Source organism: Mesorhizobium sp. J8, from assembly GCF_016591715.1.
GTDB lineage: Bacteria > Pseudomonadota > Alphaproteobacteria > Rhizobiales > Rhizobiaceae > Mesorhizobium.
The window spans coordinates 1457312-1478805 of the sequence record NZ_AP024109.1; the positions used below are offsets into that span (position 1 = coordinate 1457312).

Consider the following 21494-nt stretch of genomic DNA (forward strand, 5'->3'; position numbering starts at 1 on the left):
CGGGGATGACGAGGGCTATGTCTTTTGTTTCGCCAAGCGCGCATCGTTGACGCGCTTAAGGTGGTGCTGAGCGAAAGGCTGAAGACCCTCGCGATGGGAGCGCACGAGTGTTGCAAACTGTGACTTGCCGCGCGAGGTCGGCGCGCCGAGGGCGGGCGAGGTCGGCAACATCGCCGTCTTCGGCGGCGCTGGCTGTGCCTCGGCGCTGATCGCCGCCGGCCTGGTCGACGAGTTCCACCTCTTCTTCAACCCGGCGGGTGCTGGGGGCGGCCGCCGCATCTTCGACCGGGGCGGCTTTGCCAGGCTGAATTTGCTTGGCTCGAAAACCTATGCTTGCGGCATGGTGGTAAGCCGGTACGCATCGGCCGGATGAAGGAGTCTCAGCCTTCTTCCGTCCAGATCAGGCGCAGGAGCCTGAGCAGCGTTGCGCGATTCTTCCTGCTCAGCCGTGCGAGGAAACGGTCCTCGTGGCGGGACACCTTGAGGTGCCATGCCGGCATCGCCGCCTGCGCCGCCGAGGTCAGAGCCAGCGCCCGCACACGCTTGTCGCCGGCATGGTCGTCGCGCTCGATGAGGCCGCGTTCTTCGAGTTCGGCCAGCAGCGGCGCCATGTTGGCGCTCTTCACGCCGAGCCGGCGGCAGAGCTCGGCGGCGCTGATGCCGGGCTTTTCCTCGATCAGCGCCAGCATGGCGTAGGTGACCGGGCGCAGCCCCGCATCCGCCATCTCGATGCTGAAGTCGTTGAGCGCCAGCGCCGAAGCGCGTCGCAGATTGTAGCCGATCTGGGCGTCGAGCGCGTCCTCACCGCCGTCGCCAACAAGGGGTTCATCCATGTCCCAAGCAATCGCCGCAACGCTGCCGCCTGTCAAGTCAAAATACTATGCTTCATAGCAAATAGTCGCTATGAGTCAGAGCAAATAGTCGCTATGAGTCAGATCGGCACGAATTTCGACATCAATCGGTTGATCCATCATGCCAGGATTTGGGGTCTGATATAGCAGAATCTTGGGCCAAACGTCATGAAGTGCATTGTCAGGTTCGCGACACGGGCTGTTTAGTCAATCAGGGATTTTCCCTCAGGCTAAACGGCTGGAAATAAATCACTAAATTCTATTTCGATCTTAACCAACAAAACGGCATGAGATTTGCGACTCTTAGCTGTGGGTTGCGGGAATTGCCCACAGGCATTCTTGTCGCCGGTATCACGAAGGAAGGAACCCAACATATCGAGTCAGCGGATCGCATTTCAGAACAAGAGAGCATCGGCAAGTCCACCCAATGGAAACGTCCGCTGATGGCGTGCCACAGGTTCGCAGCTTCATCTGGGGCGCGGTCTCCTACGGGATCTATACGATGCATCATCGAACTCGGCGAGCGCTTCAGCGGCTCGATGCTGGTTGCCAGGCAATGCCGCTTTCTCGCTGATGTGAGGCGTTGGCGGCATCGTCGTGCCGCCGCCCACCGGCAGCGTGATGGACGCGATCGGCGCCGCCGGCCTGCCAGTCCCCTCGGAGGCGCAGCGCCGCCTGCAACGCCCGTCTTTCGCAGGCGGATTGTGTAAGACCGAGAAGCCTTCGAGCCGATCCTTGAAAGTTGGCGCGACCGCCGCGATTTAGGCAGAGCCGCCAGACGACATCCTGGAGACATCATGACCAGAACCACAACCAAGACCAAGCCCGAATTGGCGGACTTTGATCCTTTCCTGTGGCTGGAGGATCGCAACGGCAAGGAGGCGCTTGACTGGGTTCATCGTCAGAATGCGCTGACGGTCGCCGAACTGCAGGGTGATCCTTCCTATCAGGCGACCTTCGAGACAGCGCTCGACCTGATGACGGCCGAGGACAATATGCCGGTCGGGGCCGCGCTTGCCGGGTACGTCTATAATTTCTGGCAGGACAAGGCCAATGCGCTGGGCCTGTGGCGGCGCACGCCTGTCGCTTCCTACAAGACCGAGAAGCCGGATTGGGAGACGATCATCGATTTCGATGAACTCTCGGCGAAGGAAGGCGTGAAATGGGTGTTCGGCGGGGCGAGCCGGCTCTATCCCGATTTCAACCGCGGCCTGCTCTCCATGTCGCCCGACGGCGGCGACGCCAGTGAGATGCGCGAGTTCGACATCGCGACGAGATCCTTCGTCGAGGACGGCTTTCGCGCGCCCGCATCGAAGTCGCGATTTTCCTGGCTGGACAAGGATACGGTAATCGTCTCGGCTGCATTCGAGGAAGACGACAAGACCCAATCCGGCTATCCGCGCGTCATCAAGCTCTGGCGGCGGGGCACGAAGATCGAAGATGCTGAACCGATCTTCGAGGGGGAAAAGCGGCATCTGGCGGTCAGCGGCGGCGTTGAATATGACGGTGACAAGCGGCATGTGCTGCTCGGCAAGGGCATCGACTTCTTCACCTCGCACAGATTCCTGCGACTGGATTCAGGCGAAAACAGGCGCATTCCGCTGCCCGACGACGTCACCGACACGGCGATCTTCAAGGGACAGCTCGTCTTCAGCGTGCGCAGCCCGTGGACGGCGCCCGACGGCACGCAATGCCTGCCCGACGGGCTTTACTCGGTCGATTTCGACCGGTGGATCGACACAGGCAAGTTCGGTCCGTTCGAGACCGTGCTCACGCCGGCGCATCGCGTTTCGATCGCCGGGCTCGCCAGGACGCAGGACCGGCTGTTCATCAACCTGATGGACAATGTGCGCGGCAAGGTCATCGCCTGCGACCGCACCGCAAATGGCTGGTCGCTCAAGCCGGTGGCTCTACCCGACAACGGCAATGTCGGCATCTGCCATGTCGAGCATTTCGGCTCGAGCGTCTCCTTCTTCTTCACCGATTTCCTGACGCCGAGTTCGATCATCTGGTCGGACGACAATGGCGAGACGCTGGAAACCGTGAAGTCGCAGCCGGCCCGCTTCGACGCCTCGCCCTATGTTTCGGAGCAGTTCGAGGCGCGCTCGAAGGACGGCACGATGATCCCATATTTCGTGGTGCGGCGGCGCGACCAGGAGGGGCCGGTGCCGGCGCTGCTCTACGGCTATGGCGGTTTCGAGGTGCCGCTGCTGCCCGGCTATGCCGGCATTCGCGGCAAGCTCTGGCTGGACAAGGGCAACGCCTATGTCCAGGCCAACATCCGCGGCGGCGGCGAGTTCGGTCCGGCCTGGCACCAGGCGGCGCTGAAGGGCAAACGCCAGAACGCCTTCGACGATTTCGCGGCGGTGGCCGAGGATGTGGTCAGCCGCGGCATCACCACGGCGGCGCAGCTTGGCATCCAGGGCGGCTCGAATGGCGGTCTGCTGACCGGCACGTCGCTGACGCAGCGGCCGGATCTGTTCGGCGCCGTCATCATCAACGTGCCGCTGCTCGACATGCTGCGCTACACCGAACTGCCGCCCGGCGCCTCCTGGATCGCCGAATATGGCGATCCGTCGAAGCCCGAAGAGGCCGCATGGCTCGGCGCCTATTCGCCCTACCAGCATGTCGCGGTGGATGCGGCCTATCCGCCGGTGCTGCTGATGACCTCGACCGCCGACGACCGCGTCCATCCGGGACACGCTCGCAAGATGGCCGCGCGGCTCCACGAGGCAGGTCACGACCGGACGCTTTTCTTCGAGGAGACCGAAGGCGGCCATGGCGGGCGGGGCGACCGCCGGCCGCAAGCGGCGCAGACAGCGATGCGCTACGTCTTTCTGCAGCGGGCACTGAGCACCGGACCGAAAAGTAGAACCCGGATTTCGGAAAATACGCTGCTCGACTGAGAACATGGCGCGGCTTGTGTTCGTGGCCACCTGCGGCTTAATGTGCCGCCATGGCTCGCATCAGCACATCAGGCGCCTTCAGGGTCGCAGTGACATCGCCGCGCACACTGCGTGCCTAGCTTTTGCGGCTATGCGCCCGCCTTCCTCTGATAAATCCGCCCGGCTTCTGCCGGATTGATTCAAGAGGAAAGAAAAACCCATGACCTACCAGAACTAGTCGCTGAAGCAGCTTCGGCAGATCGATGCCGCGCATCACCTTCATCCCTTCGTCGAGCACAAGGAACTGCGTGAGATCGGCTATCACGGCTCGACTATCGCCGGCACCACCCTCAGCGGCATGGAGCGAGATGCACGCCGATGTCGCCAAGCACAAAAGTCGGCCAGGAGGTCTTTGGGATTGGTGCGCCACTGAGGGCTTCACTAACCCCGACATCGTGGCCGGCATCGAAGCCGTGCGTATGCTGAAGGTCGATGATGGGCCGACATGCCTTTTGTCACCATTGCTGCTATCTTGTAATCAGGGATAGCCCCGAAGCCTAGGTGAGGCCGACGATCAGGCCTTTTCTCGGTAAGTCTCTCCGCTTGAATGACACGATCTGGCAGACAGTCAAAATGCAGCCAATAAGGCAATGGCATATAATCCGCATGAGCATTTGCACGTGCCAGCTTCCGAAATGAAGTGCCTGCCATGACGCAACTCGACAGCCGCGGATTACCACTCTCCACAACGTCCGACCGCGCGGCCGAACTCTATCGGGAAGGGATCGATCTGCTGCTGTCGAACTGGCCTGGTGCTGCGGAGGCGCTCGGGGAGGCGATCGCGGCCGACGCAGATTTCGCTCTCGCCCATGCGGCGCGCGCGCGCCTGCATGCCATCCGTGCTGAACTGGCCGATGCCAAAGCGCGGATCGCAACGGCCGAAGAGATTGTCGCGCGGCGCGGAAACGAGCGGGAGCGGAGCCATGTGGAGATCCTATCGCTTGCCATCCGCGGCCATTCGTCAAAGGCGCTTCAGCGGGCGCTCGCGCACGCCGATACCTGGCCGCGGGACATCCTGATCCTCTCGCTGCCTCTCGGCGCCTTCGGGCTCTTCGCCTTCTCGGGGATGGCTGATCACAACCAGGCGCGTGTAGATTTGTGTGAGCGCCACGCCAGGCACTTCGATGCCGACGATTGGTGGTTCGTCACTTATCGGGGTTGGTCCCATGTCGAGAATGGCAACGTGACGCTCGGCCGAGCCCTGACGCAGCGTGGTTACGACCTGCGGACCAACAACGCGAACGCGGCCCACGCGCTCTCGCACGCCATGTACGAGGGCGGCGCGGGTGAAGACGCCGAGAAGCTGGTTGCGAACTGGTTGCCTCGCTACGACCGCACTGGCATCCTCCACGGCCACATTGCCTGGCACGCGGCGTTGGGCGCCTTGGAGCGGGGTGATCCGGAGCGCGCGCTTGCGATATACGCGGATTACATCCAGCCGTCCGTGACGGCCGGGATGCCAGTCAACGTGGTCAGCGACACGGCGTCTTTCCTGTGGCGGCTCCAGGCCTACGGTCATAGGGTGCCGACCGGGCTGTGGGCGGCCGCGGCAACCTACTCCAAGCAATACTTCCAAAAGGCCGGCTTCCCCTTCGCCGATGTCCACATGGCCCTTATCGCGGCAGCGGTCGGTGACAGGGCCGCGGTCGAGCGGCGGGTGCAGGCATTGACGGGTATGATCGAGGCCGGGACCCTGGCCGCAGGGCCAGTCGTGCCGGCGATCTGCCGCGCCGCCTTGTCCTTCGCGGAGGAGGACTATGTAGGTTGCGTCCGTATCTTGGAGCCGGTCGCAACTGAGGTCGTGCGGATCGGGGGCAGCGGCGCGCAGCGTGAGGTAATTGAAGACATGCTTCTTCTCGCTCTCATGCGTAGCGGCGAGGCCGTCAAGGCGCGTGCGCTTCTCGATCGCCGCCTGCACTGCCGTCCGTCGCCGCGCGACACGCGCTGGTACAATCTGCTCGCAGCCTGAAGATTTCACGCAACATGGCGACAGAGTGCCCACGGACTGGTCGGGGCGCCCGAGTTCTCAGTTCGCGGTCGGGCAGGCGCTGGAAGGTGCAAACCGACGGTGATGCACACAACCGGTGCCACTGTGGGAATGCACTTGCCCTCTGTCAGACGCTAGCGGAACTCGGACAGCTCTGACGCATCGTAACGAAGGGCTCGCCATGCGCAACAATGGAATCGTGGAGCGCTCCGTTCGAGCAGATGGATGGCTTGCCCAACAGCGGTCCTTCCTGTCGGGTCCTTCAAGACGCGTGTCGGCGCAATCATCTCAATGTACAATTTTGAGCTCGTTCCGAAAGGGCGGAGCCGGCCATGCCGCGCGGCACTGAAGATGCAATGCGGGTAGAATCTCACCCCAGATGGCGTCCGAACGCACCCCCCGGCTTACTCGCATCCCCGGCCTTGTTTCTCGAAAAGCGGCTGCGATGTACGCCGCAATCTTTGATCGGCTATTCACGGCCTCTGGCACCACGGCCTGCAGACAGCCGGACGGGCTCGGCTATCCAGTCGCGGTCCAACCAACTGAGCTTGGGAACGTCTAGCCCAAACCTTTCGGCAATGGGCGCGGCGAAACTCGGTACGACGGGATATGTCGCGACACAGAGGCCGACGAGCGCGAAAGTCACCACGCGAGCCGCGGTCCGGTCAAGCGCATCGTTGACCTTCGTAGCAGCCGAACCTTGCAGCACTGAACATGAATAGCGGTCGATGGCATCGACGAACGCCTCGATTGCGCGAGTCAACTGACGTACGTCCGGATAATCCGCTTCGAAGCGCGCCCGCACTTCTGCGTTGAAGCGTTTGCAGTCCGCGAGGAATGCAATCTCGGTGGCTGACCACTGGCCAGGACATGGTAGCTCGTCTGTCGCGACCCGGCCGACGACCTCGTTGGCCTTCGCGATCGATCTCGACAGCCGTCTGTCCCAGAAGTCCCGTTTCCAGTTCTCGTAGGCACTGATAGAGAAGTCCTCGACATCGCCGTCCGGACGGCAGCGACACAAGTAGAAGCGAAGCGGCCCGGCGGTCTCTTCCGCAGCCATGTCGTTCACCCAGATTGCGTGATTTCGTGACGTTGAGAACTTCTTCCCCTCGAGAGTGAGCATCTGGTTGACGAAAATCCGTCGCGGGAGCATCTCGTGCAGATCAAGGGCCGAAAGTACCGCGGGAATAACCAACAGACGCCCAAAGGCGTTATCCGCGCCGAAGAGGATGTTCACCTCCGGCATTTCGTCCTGCGGGATTTGGTACCAGAAGGCGGGGCATCCGCTCTTTTCCCTTATCGTTTCTAAGGCGAGCAAGTGCCGAGGCACGTGTTCCATGGTGATGGTGAAACGCTGGCGTTCGTAACCTGGGATTGGGACCCGAATTCCCTCCCGGTTTGGATTTGAGATGCAGACCTCCGGAAGCCCCCGAGACAGCCAAGACTCAATGTAGAGTTTGGCGTAAACGGGCAGTAAGTCCCGTGAGGCGAAGGATTCGAGTGCGCCATGCAATGGAGCGAGGTTCAGGAAAAGGCGCTTCAGGAGACGACGTTCCAGTGATCGGCCATCGAGACCGACCGGATTCCGCAGTTCGGCATCGAGGACTAGAGCGCCGCAATCCTCGCATTCGTGACCGGAGGAATACCCGCCGCAATAGGGGCACTGGCCGTGGACGAAGGCGTCCACCTTGAAGCGCCCGCTTTGAACGTCATACGGGACCAAATGCTCTCTTTCAGCGATCAGGCCTTTGCTGCAAAGTCGCTCAAAGACCTCGAGAACGACCGCCTTCCCGCGGCAGTCAGGCTCCGTCCCAAGGAAAATATCCGGAACTGCGTTGAACCGATGTAGAGCTTCCTGGAAAGAAGCCGTGTTTTTCTCAGCCAACTGGTAATATTCCAGTCCAGCGGCACTGGCCGCAATTGCAATGTGCTCAAGGTGACCGTGTGTCCCCTGCAGCACGAAAACCTTTCGGCCGCCAGCCTCAGCAATTCGGCGCAACACATCCGCGTATAGGAACGGTCCTGAGGCATGACCTATATGCATGCTCCCATTCGGGGTAAGCATGGCGGGCACCAGCAGAAGCGGTCTGTTCTTTCCTCTCAATTCATTCGCGGAAGTCGCCTTTTCGAAAGCTTCGCGGCTGTGCCACCACACCGTTTGCATGACCGCACCGCTGTCCAAAGCCTCAATCCTGTGCCTGCTCAGCGGGTCCATCCTGATGCTCTCCCCGCCAAGCAGCAGGAACGTGTCTTCATCCAGGTGAATTCGAACGCCGCCAGAGATCACTGTCCAAAATTCGACTTCAGTATGGTTATGACGGCAAGTGGTAGCGCCTGGACTGAGCTTCAGCAGTCGGACAGAAACGTCGCCCCCTTCCGGGAAGGGATCATGCATTACGATGCCACGGTCGATCGAGATGCGGACGGCGCGTGTTTCATTTTTGAGATCTATTATTTGCGGACGGGTCATTTCGTTTCGACTCTCGAATTTCAAGTTGGCCATACGGCTGGCACGGTCTCGGGGTGATCCTGAGCAGGATGAAGCACGTGCCCGTCTTGCAGCGCTTCAGCCACCACCGCCGCGCGTTCGGCCAGACCGCCGAGTGTGTGCTCCGTTAGGCCTCGCAGGCCAAAAGAGTGGTTCATCAGGAAGACACGAGGGCTCGGACCCAAGCGATGCAATTCTGCCATCCGATCGAGGCCCACTTCGAAGGATTCGTCGACAGAGACGTCGGCATCTTCCATGCGCGGTTGCAGCGGTTGGAGGAACGATAGATGGCGGCGGTTCGAAAAACCCGTCGCACATACCAGGAGATCAATTTCAACCGTCGTCGGTGCCGGCCCGCCTCCGATTCCGCATAGGTCAAGACGAAGACCATTCTCGAGAGGCCTCGCCGCCGTGATTTCCGAATACGCGAACAGCTTAAGTCTGTCGCGTCCGCACACCTGGTCCTCAAAGCGAAGATCATAGATGTCTTTGAGGATGTCCTTGGTGACGGTGGAGAAGTTCGTGTTCCTCGTGTCGGAAAGAAACCTTTTGCGATCTTCGAGTGGCAGCTCTGCGAACTTTAGAGAGTGTGGATAAGTGTAGAAATCATTTACGAATGGATTGTCATCCGTCTGTTCGAAGAGGCGACGCCGACCAACAACAATAACTTCCGATACTTCCCGGTGTTGCAGCAGGAATCTGACTATCTCGCCGGCGCTTTGCCCGGACCCGACGACCGCAACGCGGGCATTCGCATTGATCATTCCCTCGTTCGCATGGGATAGGAAGAAATTTGAATGCACCACGCGGCCGGGATCAACGGCCAGATTTTCGGGGATGTATGGCTCGTGCCCAAGGCTGACGACCAAGTCGTGAGCCTCGATTTCCGAAACAGTTCCGCTCGAAACATCCCGGACCGTGACGGCGAGGCTTTGGGGTCCCGGCGGCTCCCCGCGGAACCTAACCGCCACCGCCTCCTTGCCGAAAGAAATCTTATTTGCAAAGAACCGGCTTACCCAGACCAGATAGTCGGAGAACAGCTTCCTCGAAGGATACAGGTTGTTCGTATGGATGAAGTGATAGAGAAGCTCCTTGTCACGCAGGAATGAGAAGAAAGTGAAGGGGCTTGCCGGATTCCTCAGGAACGCCAGATCCTTGAATAGCGACACTTGGAGCGCCGAATCCTGAAAAACGATGCCCGGGTGCCATTCTGCACTGTCGCGGCGCTCAAGGACTTCGAGCGAATGCAAAACCGGGGATTCCCGTTCCTTCAGGCACGTCAGCAGTGCAAGGTTTGCTGGTCCGCTCCCCACGAGCAGTGTCTTTCGCCTTTGCATGAGCGGCTCCCAAAATCGTGCTTGTTGCCAACAGCCCGGTCGCGCGCTCGGCTAAGATAGCGATCCGGCTTCTCCGCATTTGGCCGAGGGCAATCGCGGCGACGTCGGCGAGATTGGCTTCGCCGGGGTGTATGGGGCCCCGCAACTGTTTGCGCGTTACGCATTCCACGGCCGCGACCACCGGAACCGCGGTGGCGATAGCCATGCTTGAGAAACCTCGCTCCTGAAGCGCGGAGCGAAGGATAGACGTCCAGCGGGCAACCCGCCCGTGACGGTCCTCAATTGCGAGGTCAAGGATGACCTGGTCGCCACCGTCGTTTGGACTCCGGCGACTTAAAAGGGCCTCGGTGACATCCCTGACCTGCAGGCGCGCGCACCCGATCTCGACCTCGTCGCCGGACAGTAGCCCAAGGCGATTCAACATCCGAACACCATCCGCAAAGCCCGGCCACCGCACAGTCAACTGACGAAGTGTCGGAATGCTAGGATGAGCGTCCGCGGCCGTCGATGAAACCATTGCGTCATCGTATGCCTCGAGAAGGCCGACACCATCCACGAATAGCGAAGACACGTTTTCGAAACGATTTCGCGTAATGGCTTGGCCATTGATTCGAGCCAACGCGAGCCTTGGCTCTATTGGCAGCCGACGCCCAAAGGCGAGAGAATAGTTCAGCGGAGGTTCCGGAATTCTGGGAATCCCTCCGCAATGAGTTACTATGCTCCTTATGTCCTTTAGTTCGGCCGCAACCAGCGAGACCAAAGCTTCGACCAATCCTGGTTCGAGACCTGCTCCCAAGACTACGGGCGGACCGTCAGACGGTATTCGGAGAGGGTCGTCAGGGTCCGGCCTGCCGACGCACACAATAGGGGTGTGCAGACTTGCCTCGTGCGTTCGCTGCAAAAGCTCGGCGACCAGATTTCGGCAGTCTTTCCAAGACGTAGCCATGATCAGCGATCGCGTTTGAACTGAAAGACCGGATGGGTCTAACGAGGCGTCGAAGCGCACGTTCTCGAGATCGCCCAGAAGCCGTCGCGCCGCGGCAAGCGCAGATTGGCTCCTGTCAACCACGACGACGACGAACGAGTCCAGCTGATCCGCAAGTTGAAGCGCCACCGCCCGGCCGACTGGACCGGCTCCGATGACGACGTGGCACCTGCCGCGGATAGTGCCCATGCTTCAGCCTTTGTTACCGGCCACGGTCGGCGCCGGTTTCCGCCGGATGGCACGATAGCCCAGGATAGCAATAACCGTTTGCAGTAGGGCCAAGCCGGCAATTAACAACGTCAGCACGTCGTACCCCAGGTGAACTGAGACGAGTCCGGCGACGAAAGGGAATAAATACAGGCCGAGAAAATAGGAAAGACTGAAGATGATCTGCACGAAGGTCCGGGATTGCGGCGCAGTTACACGGACAGCTTCTGACTGCATCAGGGGATAGGACAACCCGTAAGTTATCCCGGTCATGAGTGATGTCACTGCGTAAATAGTCGGGTGGCCGGGAGAGTAGTGAAAGCCGAGAAGCGAAACGCCCATCCCGCCCAGGAGTAGCGGCAACGTGCGCCCGGCTGCGCTTCGAGTTACCCGTGGACCAATTGCAAATCTGGAGCCGACTACTGCTATCGCCCAAGAGCCAAAGAATATTTCGTACGGAAGGCCGGACTGGCTCGCAAATGGAGCCTGGAAATTGACCAGTGTAGTGTAAATGCTTGCGGATAAGAGTACGAGAAGAAAAAAAGGACTGGAATTGCTGAATAGGATATTGGAAAGATCGCGCGTGAGCGCCGCGTTATTAGGAATATCGGCTTTGCGGATATTCGGTGCGCGTTTCACTGCCCAAAATGACAAAGCCGAACCTGTCGTCGCGGCAAGCATTGCCAGAACGAACATATCCACCGTGCCCAAGCCGGTGAAATGGGTAAGGAGGCTGCCAAGCAGTGGTCCGCAGGTCAACCCTAAGGTGGAGAATGCAGAGTAGGCCATGAAGCTCGACGGCCGGTCCGCATCGCTTGAGAGGGCGGAAATGCATATCGAGCCCATAGTGAAGTGCAGCGCCCATCCACCCGATTGAAACATGTAGCTCAGGAAGTAAGGGAATGTCGCGCGCATTCCCGACAATTCGTTCAGGAGCATGGTCGCGCAGCCTGCCGCATAGAGAAGCCCGCCGACCGGTGCGAGCCGCCGCACGCTAAATTGGCGCGTCAGCGTAGGACTGAGCAGGACTATGAATATGGCGGCCGCCATTCCGGCTGATGAAATCGAACCAAAAAAGATTTCGTTTCGCCCGATTGACAACAGGTACACTGGAAGCAACGCGAAGGTGCCCATTGCAAAGGAAATCAAGCATCTTTCAACAACGAACAGCCGCCTTGGCCAAAAAGGGCGCGTAGTGGAGCTAGAGATGCTGCAGGCTTTCATTGATCATTCCATGAATCTGTAAGCTTCTGCGGCGAGGAGATGAAATAAGTATTAGGTGGCCGATACAATTCTACGTCATGGTTATAAGGTTCGCAGCTATGGGATGCGCCATCTCAGTAATGACATAGATTGTTATTGTCATTCGCCCATTCATATCGGCCACCGTGCATGAGTAATGGCAGGCAGCTTCTGCCCGCTTCACGGCGAAGTCTCTCAAGATCCATGCCAGGTGATTGGGTGACCCGAAAAAACAGTTTTTCGGTTTCTTTTCAGACGACTAGCTGGAGGCAAAGCAAGAGCGTGGCAAAGAGGGCCATGTCGTGAACTCGACAAAGGCAGCAGAAGATGTCGTGAGACTGCTATGCTCTGAACTTGGCCCGGAGCCACAACTCTCGTGGGCCACTCAATGGAGCCCGAGTTTGAGAGGCAGGCACGGACCTTCTGTGTGCTCAGGCAAGGCTCCTTGGCGTGCAAATTTCGACAACCGCAGCGCAAATCGATGACCAGGGCTTGCAAGCCGAAGCCGGTCTTTTGCCCTTGTTTTAGCCCGGATCCGGAAAACATCTGCTCCAGCAAGTGCTGCTTCGGCAGCTCCCGTTCGTTGGTCGCCGATGACACCGCTTCGGCACTGTAGGAGGTCCATAATCTGGCGAGCTCGGTGTTTGGGGTAGAGCAGGACGCGTAGCAGGCATCGACCCTATCGGCATGGAATGCCACCCGAGCCAGTTGCCGCGGCACGGATGTGACGCCGCGAGACTTGCTAGGAGAAGATCCTTCTTCGGTTCGATAGTGTCCCAGAGGTTGGTATTGAACGAAGTCTGGATGAGCCTTTACCACCAACCTTGGCGGGCGCGCTCAATTCCGGAGCCGCTCCGCCATTTGTACGCAGTTCGACAGTAATGTCGGGATCGGACCAAAGCTTGTTTGCGGCCGTTCCGCGGCAGCGTAACGACGGAAGTGCGTGGTCCGGCACGCGATTTGCTGCGGCGGCCTTGGCAGACGACGTTCGTTGTCTGACGGATAAGCGGGCTGAGTTGATGCGCGCGTCGACTTTGTTGCCTTCGGCAGCGTCGGCGCTCGGCGCCTCGTTGGCTGCCGTTGGCGTTCCAGGCCTCCACCGCGCCGCGCCACTTTCATTCTGGCAAAGAATGGACGTGATTTCCTTAACGGCCACCACCAGAAGCGATTCCGGATCGAGAGATGCAAGGAACAAAGAATGTCCAACATGATGAAGGCGCTGGTGAAGGCCAAGGCCGAGCCGGGCATCTGGATGGAAGAGGTGCCGGTGCCAGAAATTGGCCCCAACGACGTGCTGATCAAGGTCAAGAAGACCGCGATCTGCGGCACCGACGTCCACATCTACAACTGGGACCAGTGGGCGCAGAAGACCGTGCCGGTGCCGATGGTGACCGGCCATGAATTCGTCGGCACGGTTGCCGATTGCGGCGCGGCGGTCACCGAATACAAGGTCGGCCAGCGCGTCTCGGGCGAGGGTCATATCGTCTGCGGCCATTGCCGCAACTGTCGCGCGGGCAGGGGGCATCTGTGCCGCAACACGCTCGGCGTCGGCGTCAACCGTCCGGGCGCCTTCGGCGAATACATGGCGATCCCGCAGCACAATGTCGTACCGATCCCCGACGACGTGCCGGACGAGATCGCGGCCATCTTCGATCCGCTAGGCAACGCGGTCCACACGGCATTGTCGTTCGATTTGGTCGGCGAGGACGTGCTGGTCACCGGAGCCGGCCCGATCGGCATCATGGGCGCGCTGGTCGCGCAATGCGTCGGCGCGCGCAAAGTCGTCATCACCGACATCAACCCGGTCAGGCTGGATCTGGCGCGCAAGCTCGGCGTCCAGCACGTCGTCGACGCCTCGAAGGAGAAGCTGCGCGACGTCATGCCTTCTATCGGCATGACCGAGGGTTTTGACGTCGGGCTTGAGATGTCGGGCGCAGCGCCCGCCTTCCGCGACATGATCGACACCATGAACAATGGCGGCAAGATCGCCATTCTCGGCATCGCGCCGACCGGCTTCGAGATCGACTGGAACAAGGTCATCTTCAAGATGCTGCATCTCAAGGGCATCTACGGCCGCGAGATGTTCGAGACCTGGTACAAGATGATCGCCCTGGTGCAAGGCCCGCTCGATGTTTCGGGGCTAATCACGCACCGCATCGGCATCGATGATTTCCAGGTTGGGTTCGATGCGATGCGGAGCGGTAGTTCTGGCAAGGTGGTGATGGATTGGTGAGGGAGAGGATGGGTTGTTGCTGCCCCTTTCCGACAGGAACACGTGTGCGGTGGGGCAAGCCCAAGCCGAAAGGGCTGCAACCGTGACGAGAGCGCCTTCTCAGCCAGCTCGATTGATGCACCGGCGGTGAGCTTTCGATGGCCTCAGGCGACCTCTGGTCACGGTTGCGGGTGCGTTTTGATATCCTCGTCGGGCGCCCGGTGATCCCTCGGTGGTGGCAGCCGGGTTTGCGGGTTGCGGTCAGCGGGGTTCGTTTCGGGACGTCTGCGCTCCATCATTTATGTCGCGAGTTGCAGGATGCGACTGAGGACGATGCGGAGAGTCCGCTGGTCCGGGCAGGATGTCGGCAAGTGCAGGCGCATTTGCGTCGAGCACGCGCGCAGCGATCGTGATGAGGCGCAATTGCAACGTGTCGAATTGGGTGACTGCAAAGCTGGAGCGTTTCGCCACGAGGCGCGCAGTTCCACATCATCCAGTAGCCGCCGGCATTCAAAACAGCCAGAACTAATTGGCCGTCACTCTTGTGCAGGAGGTGCGGTCGGCCGCAAGGTGCGTCTCCACGACTTGGACATCGTTCTCCGCAGCGCCGCGCCGACAGAGAGAGCCCGAGAGCGACTTGGCTTTTCCGCCGACATCAGGGGCATCATAACGACAAGTGCCGTTCTCGCCGCGGAGAAGACGTCGAAGGTCTCGAGCGCAATAGATCTCAAAAGCAGAACGGTCAGTTGGTCTCTCCTGATCCTGGCCGATGCTCCTGCCGCGCAGGGCGGCGAATCACACGATCGAACTTCGCGCCGACTGTCCATAGGCGAGCCCGCCCGGCTATAGCCGCACCCTGACGTCCATCACGGCCGCGCTCCACGGCTCAGTCGATGCCTAGGATGAAGCGCCGATTAGGTGAAAGGATCGGCCGTGCATTAAAGGGGTAGAGCGACAGAAAGTGCTCGATGTCCGCAGGATCGACCTCGACCGGTTCCTTTGCCAACATCCATTCGACGTTCTCGCTGCAGGGGGGCGTCGTCAATGATCCCTCATAGGTCCAGTAGCCGAGCGAAGCCGGCAAAAGCCCGTTGGGATCGACCTCGACGGCCATTGCCGTGCCTGGCCACGGGGGAAATGCCGCGGCCAGGCCGGCAAAGCTGGCATTTGTCGCGCCGGGCGTCAGAAAGACCCCCAGGACACCCAAGCTGTCGCTCTTTGTGTCTTTATGGACGAAATGGGCCTCCATCGGAAAAATCTTGCCAGCGATGCGATGCTCGCTTGGTGCATGAAAATGGAATTGGATCAATTCGAAGGTGCGATTCCCACGAGTCAGCTTGCTGCCTTGCGGCATATTGATTTGAATGGTGTGGCCGTTATTCACCAGCTTGCCGCGGCCCTTGTGCCAATCTACGGCGATGGGCGGTATGTCCGCCTTGATCGGGTTGGTGATATCAATGGGTGATTGCTGCGTGCCCGCCGAACAGACGAAATTCTTCCTGTCCAGATCCGCCCAGTGCTTGGGCGCCACCTGGCCAGTGTACCCCCAATGGGCGTCATCCGCTCGCGCGGCCGCGGCACAGATGAGGCAAGCGCCCTGCGCAACGAACCCTTTGATCAGGTGACGGCGATGCATATTGCTTTCCCTTTTTACGCGAGCTGATGCTCTTCCAATTGCAGGAAATGTCTGGAAGACGACGCATGCGATCTGGCGCAGTGTCCCAGCTCGGACACGAGCCTTACTGCAGAAGCTTCGCCTGCAACTTTTGAACCACCTGCCGCATCTGGCGGCCTCAAGCCATCTCATCAGCTCTAACGAGCAGCCTGATTGGCCTCGGCAAGTCTTGTCTGGCGAACGATGATCTGCGACCCTTCATAGGAAATCTGGCCGCTGTCTCGGTAAAGAGATTTTCCGTCGATCCCCGTCTTGCATGTCATGCCATCGCAGAGAAAGTCGTGCCAAGAAATCACCTCAACGTCAGCATTCCGGGCCATTTGGTTCAAGAGCTCAAGAGTTCCGGAATGACTCCGGCGGTATTACGTTTGGCTGTGTGAGCACTCTGAGCGATTCGGCTCCCGGTCTGATGAGCTTACTTATAGTTCGATGTTTCCGACGTCGCTCGTAAACCTTGTGCTCGACGTCACTTGACGGTCAATCAGATTGACATCTGCCCTATCTCACGAAATTACGAAAATAGATTGTTTGGATGAAACTCATCCGCGGCATGGATATACAGCGAGCCCGGCTGCCGACGATAAGCGCGGCGACCTAATCGACGCCGCGTGCGGAAGCGATCGCTCTGGCGCCCGGACACTCTGCCGGAGGGCCGACGTCGGCACTTCATCGACGATTGCGTTGGCGCGGAACGAAACCAGCCTCGCGGGTCTCCGGACCAATGGACGATCGCCAGACCAGAACTCGACGAGGTAGTGATCATTTCTTCGGCTCCAGATTTTTCACGAAGCGTGGATGCGCCGCACCCCAGATCGCGCCGGCGGGCATGGTGCTCCAATCCACAAACCTCTTAAAGAGAGGGAATTCTGGCCATCAAATATTTTCCGGCAAATAAATTTCGAAAGGCAGGAATGTCTGCCATGGCGTCGCCGCAGCGCCGGTATCGATTACCCTGGCCATCAGCGTTATCAACTCATGGCAAAGCCGGCGCAGGGGCGTGGCGACCGCCATCGCTATGACGTCGTCGGCGAGCGCCGCCCGTGACTCCGGCGTGATCTCGTTGACAATCGCGACGAGATCACTCCCTTCGCCCTCCTCCCGGAGCGCAGCGATGACGCCTTCCATGCCTGAGTCGGCGACATAGAAGCCGACAAGGTCGGATTCACGTTGCATGAGATCGAGTGTAGCTTCGTAGGTAGTCTGCCACGTAACCGGATTCACGCGCGTATCGAGCACCTCGAATGTCGGCGCTTTCTCACGCAAATATGAGCGAAAGCCGCTTTCTCGCAGTTCGGGTCCCTGGAAACGGTGGCTGACGGCCAGGACCGCCACCTTGCCCGGCCGTTTTGCAATTTTGGAAAACATCCAGGCAGCCGTGCGCCCAACCTTCCGGTTGTTGAGACCGAGATAGCCCTCGCGTACGCCTGCGGCGAAATCGGAAAACAGCGAAAAGACAGGGATGCCATTCGATTTGAGTTCTGCGACGGCTGCCGTAATGGTTGGATGATCCGGCGCTACCATAGCGATCGCGTGGCAGCGTGCACCCACGTCCTCGAGCAGCGCGACTAGGTCGCCAGGTGCATGCGACGGGGCGAATTCGATGATTGGAGTGCCTCGGAAAGGCGCCGAAGCGACTGTAGCTTCGACCTGGCGTGCGAAATCCTGAAAGAAATGCTCGGCCGGTTCCCTAAGGATGAAGCCCAAACGGTACTCCGGCAAATTCCGCCGCGGGCGTTGGTGCAGCAAACCAGCCCCGTTAAAGCCGATGGCGCGGGCCGCCTCGCAGACCCGCCTCGCGGTCTCTTTCCGCACCGGAGAACGAGCGTTCAAAACCCGATCGACCGTGGCCACGCTCACCCTGGCTTCGCGGGCGAGATCAGCAATTGTGGGACGCTTAGCCATGGTTCGACCATAACAGGACGTCATCAGGAACATACAAGAGGGTCACAAAAATTTAACAAATCTATCAACCTGAATTGCTGCCAGCCGCGCTCGAGGATTCGCGATTCGGCGCTACGAGTGCTCGTTGGCATTTCCAATGCAAGTGACTGGTGACCAGGCGCATTTTTATGGATACATTCCACATATAGCCGGAGCGCGACCTTATCTGTTGAAGGCGCAAGCAATACCATTAGGCAAAAGCGGCTTTGATTCGGTGGCGCTAACAACCTCATCGCAGCCTTTCCGCGATGGGGCGAGTTCAAGACGGTTTCGATCAACCGCGGCTGTTTCGATACTCAGCCGGAATTATCCGGTGCCGTTTCAGCTTGTCGTAAAAGGTCTTGCGAGGCAATTGCAGAAACTCGGCCGTCGTCTTCACGTCGCCTTCGCATTGGTGCAACGCCTCGCGGATGACGGTCGCCTCATAAACGTTGACCTTCTCGGAAAGGGGGAGGTTTGATTCCGGCTCTTCCTTTCGATGGAGCGGCCTCGGCGTCCCTTCAAGTCCCAGCGCAACGCGATCGGCGAAATGCGCAAGTTCGCGAACATTGCCAGGCCAATCGTGACCCATGAGATGGCGTCGCACGGGCGCGGTTATTTCCCATACAGGCTTGCGGAAGCGTTTGGACGCGCGTTCCAGGAAATGTGCAAAGAGGACCGGGATGTCCTCGCGCCGCTCGCGAAGCGGCGGGATATGAACCGTCACGACGTTTAGCCGGAAATAGAGGTCTTCCCTGAAATCACCACGTGTGGCCGGATTGCCGAGGTCGACCTTTGTCGCCGCCACGACACGAACGTCGATGCTGCGGGTCTCGTTGGTACCGAGCGGCGTGATCTGCCGGGTTTCGAGTACCCTCAGAAGTTTCACCTGGAGTGCAGGCGGCATGGACTCGATTTCGTCGAGGAAGAGCGTGCCGCCGTTCGAATATTCGACGCGGCCGATTCTGCGCTTGTGCGCCCCGGTAAACGCGCCTGCTTCGTGCCCGAAAAGTTCGCTTTCGATGACGCTTTCAGGCAACGCTCCGCAATTCAAAGCTACAAACGGCTTCGCGCTTCGCCTGCTCCATCGGTGAAGCAGATCCGCGACCACCTCCTTGCCTGTGCCGGTTTCACCCTCCACAAGGACATCCACATCGGTATCGGCGATCTGGCGGAGCGTTTGGCGCAGCGCTGTCATACTGGGCGCGTTCCCCAGCAGGGGCATATCGCCCGCGGATTGGACGACTGCGTCCCTGAGACGCCTGTTTTCCAAGACCAGGTGCCGTTTTTCCGAAGCGCGGTTCAGCGTCGCCAAAAGCCGGTCGGTCTCATATGGCTTTGAGATGAAGTCGTAGGCGCCGTCTTTTATGGCGGCGACGGCGAGCTCGACGTCGCCGTGCCCCGTGATCAGGACAACCGGAATGTCCGGGTCGATCGCCTTCACCCGCTCAAAGAGCTGAAGACCGTTCATGCCAGGCATGCGGATGTCGCTCACAACGGGACCGTTGAAGCTCTCATCGATTCTGGCGAGTGCGGCCTCGGCCGAATTGACGACGGTGGGGCAGAAGCGGGCAAGTTCCAGCATCTGCCTTGCAGCTGGGAGCACATCCTCGTCGTCATCAACAAAAATGACCGGACCTTTTTCGGAACTCATTCGGCACGCCTCAGTTCGATGGTGAAGGAAGCCCCGTTCTCGTGGTCGGCATCGAGCCGCAGCGAGCCGCCGAGTTCCTGGGCGATTTCAGCCGAAATGGCCAGGCCAAGACCAAGTCCCTTTTGCTTGCTTGTGGTGAATGGCATGAAAAGGCTCTTGCGAATTTCAGGGGCGAGGCCAGGACCGTTGTCCCGAACCGAAATCGCAACAGTTTCGCTCTTCACAGCCAGCGCGATCTCGATCCTCGCCTCCGGCAGGCCCTTCACCGCATCGAGCGAATTCTGGAGAAGATTGACGAGGATCTGCTCCAGTCGAATGCAGCTTGCCATCACCATCAGAGACAAATCGGTCCGCGTCCGTTCGATTGTCGCCCCGGATTCGCGGACTCGGCCCGCAAGGAGCGAAAGCGCCCCGTCAATCGCTTCTTCCGCCGGTACCGGCCCCACAAAACCGGTGGCGCGGCGGGAAAACGACCTCAGCGTTTCCGTGATCGTTCCGATCCTCCCCGTTATCGCAATGATCGATTTCAGATTTCCTGCGGTTTCCTGCGGCCTATCGCCTTGGAGAAGTCGTGTAGCATTTTCGGCATAGGTGCGAATTGCTGTCACCGGCTGATTGATCTCGTGGGCAACTCCAGCTGCAATCTGCCCGAGAATCGAGAGACGGTTCGCTTGGGCGAGTTCATCACGTAGGCGGCGCACTCTTGCCTCGGCGTTCTCGCGCTCGGCGATCTCAGCTGCGAGCGCTTCGTTCGAGCGGCGAAGTTCTGATGTACGCAGGTGGACGCGATGTTCCAGTTCGGCGTTCATACGCGCAAGCGATTCCTGCCGTTGTCGGATTGCTCGGCGCCGTCGAACCAGAACGAAAACGACAACTCCCACGAGCACGAGGGCAAGCAGCGTTGTCGCACGGGCCCTCATCATCGCTGCGGAAATCTCTGCATCGGCAGGAATGAGCAGTGACAGCTGCCAGCCTGGAACCACTTTACCGAGATCCTGCGAAACCGCGACGAAACCGGCCGTCTTGCCCGTAGGACTTGCGGTGACGAGATTGCCGCCATGATAGGACAGCGGGACGCGCTCGAAGGCTCCGCCAGGCATTTGCAAACGATCGCGGGATATTTCCACTTCCTCTTCAGAAAGCGGCGAGGGAGCGCCAAACCGCCATTGAGGCACGCTGGTAGAAAGAACGACGCCGCGCTCATCGGTCGTGAACACTATGAAACCGCTCTCGCGCCAGCTCGACTCCACGCGGTCGAGTTCGACCTTCACCACAACGACACCGAGCGGTCCGTCCGGTCCATCGATCCGGCTTGACAGGAAGAGGCCGGGGCGCGCGCTGACGTTGCCAAGCGCGTATTGCGTAGCCATGCCCGTGGCCATCGCCTCGGCGAAATAGTGACGGAAGCGGTAATCGCGGCCGACGAAACTGGTCGGCTCACCGGCGTTGCTCGCAGCAACCGTCGTTCCCTCGCTGTTGATGACGTAAATAACAGAAGAGGCGGCGTCGCGCGCGATGGCGCGAAGCTTGTCGTCGAGCGCAGCTTGCCCGCCGGTACGCGGACTGCGAAGCATCTCCTGAACCGCATCATCGCGCGCCAGGACCCGCGGAATCAGCCGTTGCTTCTCGATGTCCCCCTTCAAAGTGTCGGCAGCAAGTGGGCGCGCGGCAAGAGCACGGTCACGCAGTACAGACTCAGCTCTGGTGCCGGCGATACGGCCCGTTGCAAAAACGAAAAAACCGATGGCCGACCCAAGAAGCACGAGCAAAACCGCGAGCCAGAGAAATCGACCGACGGCCGATCTGCCACGGAAGTTCATTGGGGCGTGGTGTGAGCTGCCCTCGTCGATGCCGTCTTCTGCCACCGCATTCTCCAGACTCAAACCTTAGTGCCGGATTCCGCCAACCGAAAGCCGAAATTGCGGAAATCCGCACACAATGGCGCTGCGCGGGGCGCTCAGAAAATCCGAGATCGCGCGATTCGCTCACCT

The 21494-nt window shown here is 59.7% G+C and carries 14 protein-coding genes and 1 pseudogene; 5 read left to right on the forward strand and 10 right to left on the reverse strand.

Annotated elements, in window-relative coordinates:
* Positions 1-124: 124 nt before the first annotated feature.
* Positions 125-373 (forward strand): dihydrofolate reductase family protein, encoded by a 249-nt coding sequence (locus MJ8_RS06685; protein WP_225248159.1) that lies wholly within the window; start codon positions 125-127, stop codon positions 371-373.
* A gap of 7 nt (positions 374-380) precedes the next feature.
* Here the strand turns inward: MJ8_RS06685 and MJ8_RS06690 are convergent, their stop codons facing one another.
* Positions 381-833 (reverse strand): MarR family winged helix-turn-helix transcriptional regulator, encoded by a 453-nt coding sequence (locus tag MJ8_RS06690; protein WP_201413653.1) that lies wholly within the window; start codon positions 831-833, stop codon positions 381-383.
* A gap of 484 nt (positions 834-1317) precedes the next feature.
* Between MJ8_RS06690 and MJ8_RS32640 the strand changes: the two are divergent.
* The 3 genes and pseudogenes from MJ8_RS32640 to MJ8_RS06700 form a co-directional block, all read left to right on the forward strand.
* A pseudogene (locus MJ8_RS32640) lies at positions 1318-1616 on the forward strand (hypothetical protein); the annotation flags it as partial.
* A 32-nt stretch (positions 1617-1648) separates the two neighbouring features.
* Positions 1649-3757, forward strand: a complete 2109-nt coding sequence (locus MJ8_RS06695) for a prolyl oligopeptidase family serine peptidase (protein WP_201413654.1) — start codon at positions 1649-1651, stop codon at positions 3755-3757.
* Positions 3758-4445: 688 nt separating this feature from the next.
* A complete protein-coding gene (locus MJ8_RS06700) occupies positions 4446-5765 on the forward strand; it encodes a tetratricopeptide repeat protein (RefSeq protein WP_201413655.1) in 1320 nt (439 codons plus the stop codon).
* A 487-nt stretch (positions 5766-6252) separates the two neighbouring features.
* Here MJ8_RS06700 and MJ8_RS06705 read toward each other — a convergent pair whose 3' ends face one another.
* From MJ8_RS06705 to MJ8_RS06720, 4 genes are read right to left on the reverse strand one after another with little or no spacing between them, the layout of a single operon-like run.
* Complete coding sequence (locus MJ8_RS06705; protein WP_201413656.1) at positions 6253-8253, reverse strand: class I tRNA ligase family protein; 2001 nt, start codon at positions 8251-8253, stop codon at positions 6253-6255.
* Positions 8254-8273: 20 nt separating this feature from the next.
* A complete protein-coding gene (locus MJ8_RS06710; protein WP_201413657.1) occupies positions 8274-9608 on the reverse strand; it encodes a SidA/IucD/PvdA family monooxygenase in 1335 nt (444 codons plus the stop codon).
* Positions 9499-10782 carry a saccharopine dehydrogenase C-terminal domain-containing protein gene (locus MJ8_RS32720; protein WP_201413658.1) on the reverse strand — a complete coding sequence of 428 codons (1284 nt, stop codon included), beginning with the start codon at positions 10780-10782 and terminating at the stop codon, positions 9499-9501. The genes MJ8_RS06710 and MJ8_RS32720 overlap by 110 nt, the downstream gene beginning before the upstream one ends.
* A gap of 3 nt (positions 10783-10785) precedes the next feature.
* The gene (locus MJ8_RS06720; protein WP_201413659.1) at positions 10786-11949 is read right to left on the reverse strand and encodes an MFS transporter; all 1164 of its coding nucleotides are present in this window, start codon (positions 11947-11949) and stop codon (positions 10786-10788) included.
* A gap of 1291 nt (positions 11950-13240) precedes the next feature.
* On the opposite strand from MJ8_RS06720, the gene tdh reads away from it, so the two are divergent.
* On the forward strand, positions 13241-14275 hold the full coding sequence (gene tdh / locus MJ8_RS06725) for an L-threonine 3-dehydrogenase (protein WP_201413660.1): 1035 nt from the start codon (positions 13241-13243) through the stop codon (positions 14273-14275).
* 865 nt (positions 14276-15140) lie between these two features.
* On the opposite strand, the gene MJ8_RS06730 is transcribed toward tdh, so the two are convergent.
* From MJ8_RS06730 to MJ8_RS06745, 5 genes are all read right to left on the reverse strand, one after another.
* The gene (locus MJ8_RS06730) at positions 15141-15890 is read right to left on the reverse strand and encodes a carbonic anhydrase (protein WP_201413661.1); all 750 of its coding nucleotides are present in this window, start codon (positions 15888-15890) and stop codon (positions 15141-15143) included.
* Positions 15891-16066: 176 nt separating this feature from the next.
* Positions 16067-16249: a hypothetical protein gene (locus tag MJ8_RS32160; protein WP_263649696.1), complete on the reverse strand. Its 183-nt coding sequence runs from the start codon at positions 16247-16249 to the stop codon at positions 16067-16069.
* Between the two features lie 553 nt (positions 16250-16802).
* A complete protein-coding gene (locus MJ8_RS06735) occupies positions 16803-17831 on the reverse strand; it encodes a LacI family DNA-binding transcriptional regulator (RefSeq protein WP_201413662.1) in 1029 nt (342 codons plus the stop codon).
* A 313-nt stretch (positions 17832-18144) separates the two neighbouring features.
* A complete protein-coding gene (locus tag MJ8_RS06740; protein ID WP_201413663.1) occupies positions 18145-19503 on the reverse strand; it encodes a sigma-54-dependent transcriptional regulator in 1359 nt (452 codons plus the stop codon).
* Complete coding sequence (locus tag MJ8_RS06745; RefSeq protein ID WP_201415331.1) at positions 19500-21323, reverse strand: ATP-binding protein; 1824 nt, start codon at positions 21321-21323, stop codon at positions 19500-19502. The genes MJ8_RS06740 and MJ8_RS06745 overlap by 4 nt, the downstream gene beginning before the upstream one ends.
* Between the last annotated feature and the right edge of the window lie 171 nt (positions 21324-21494).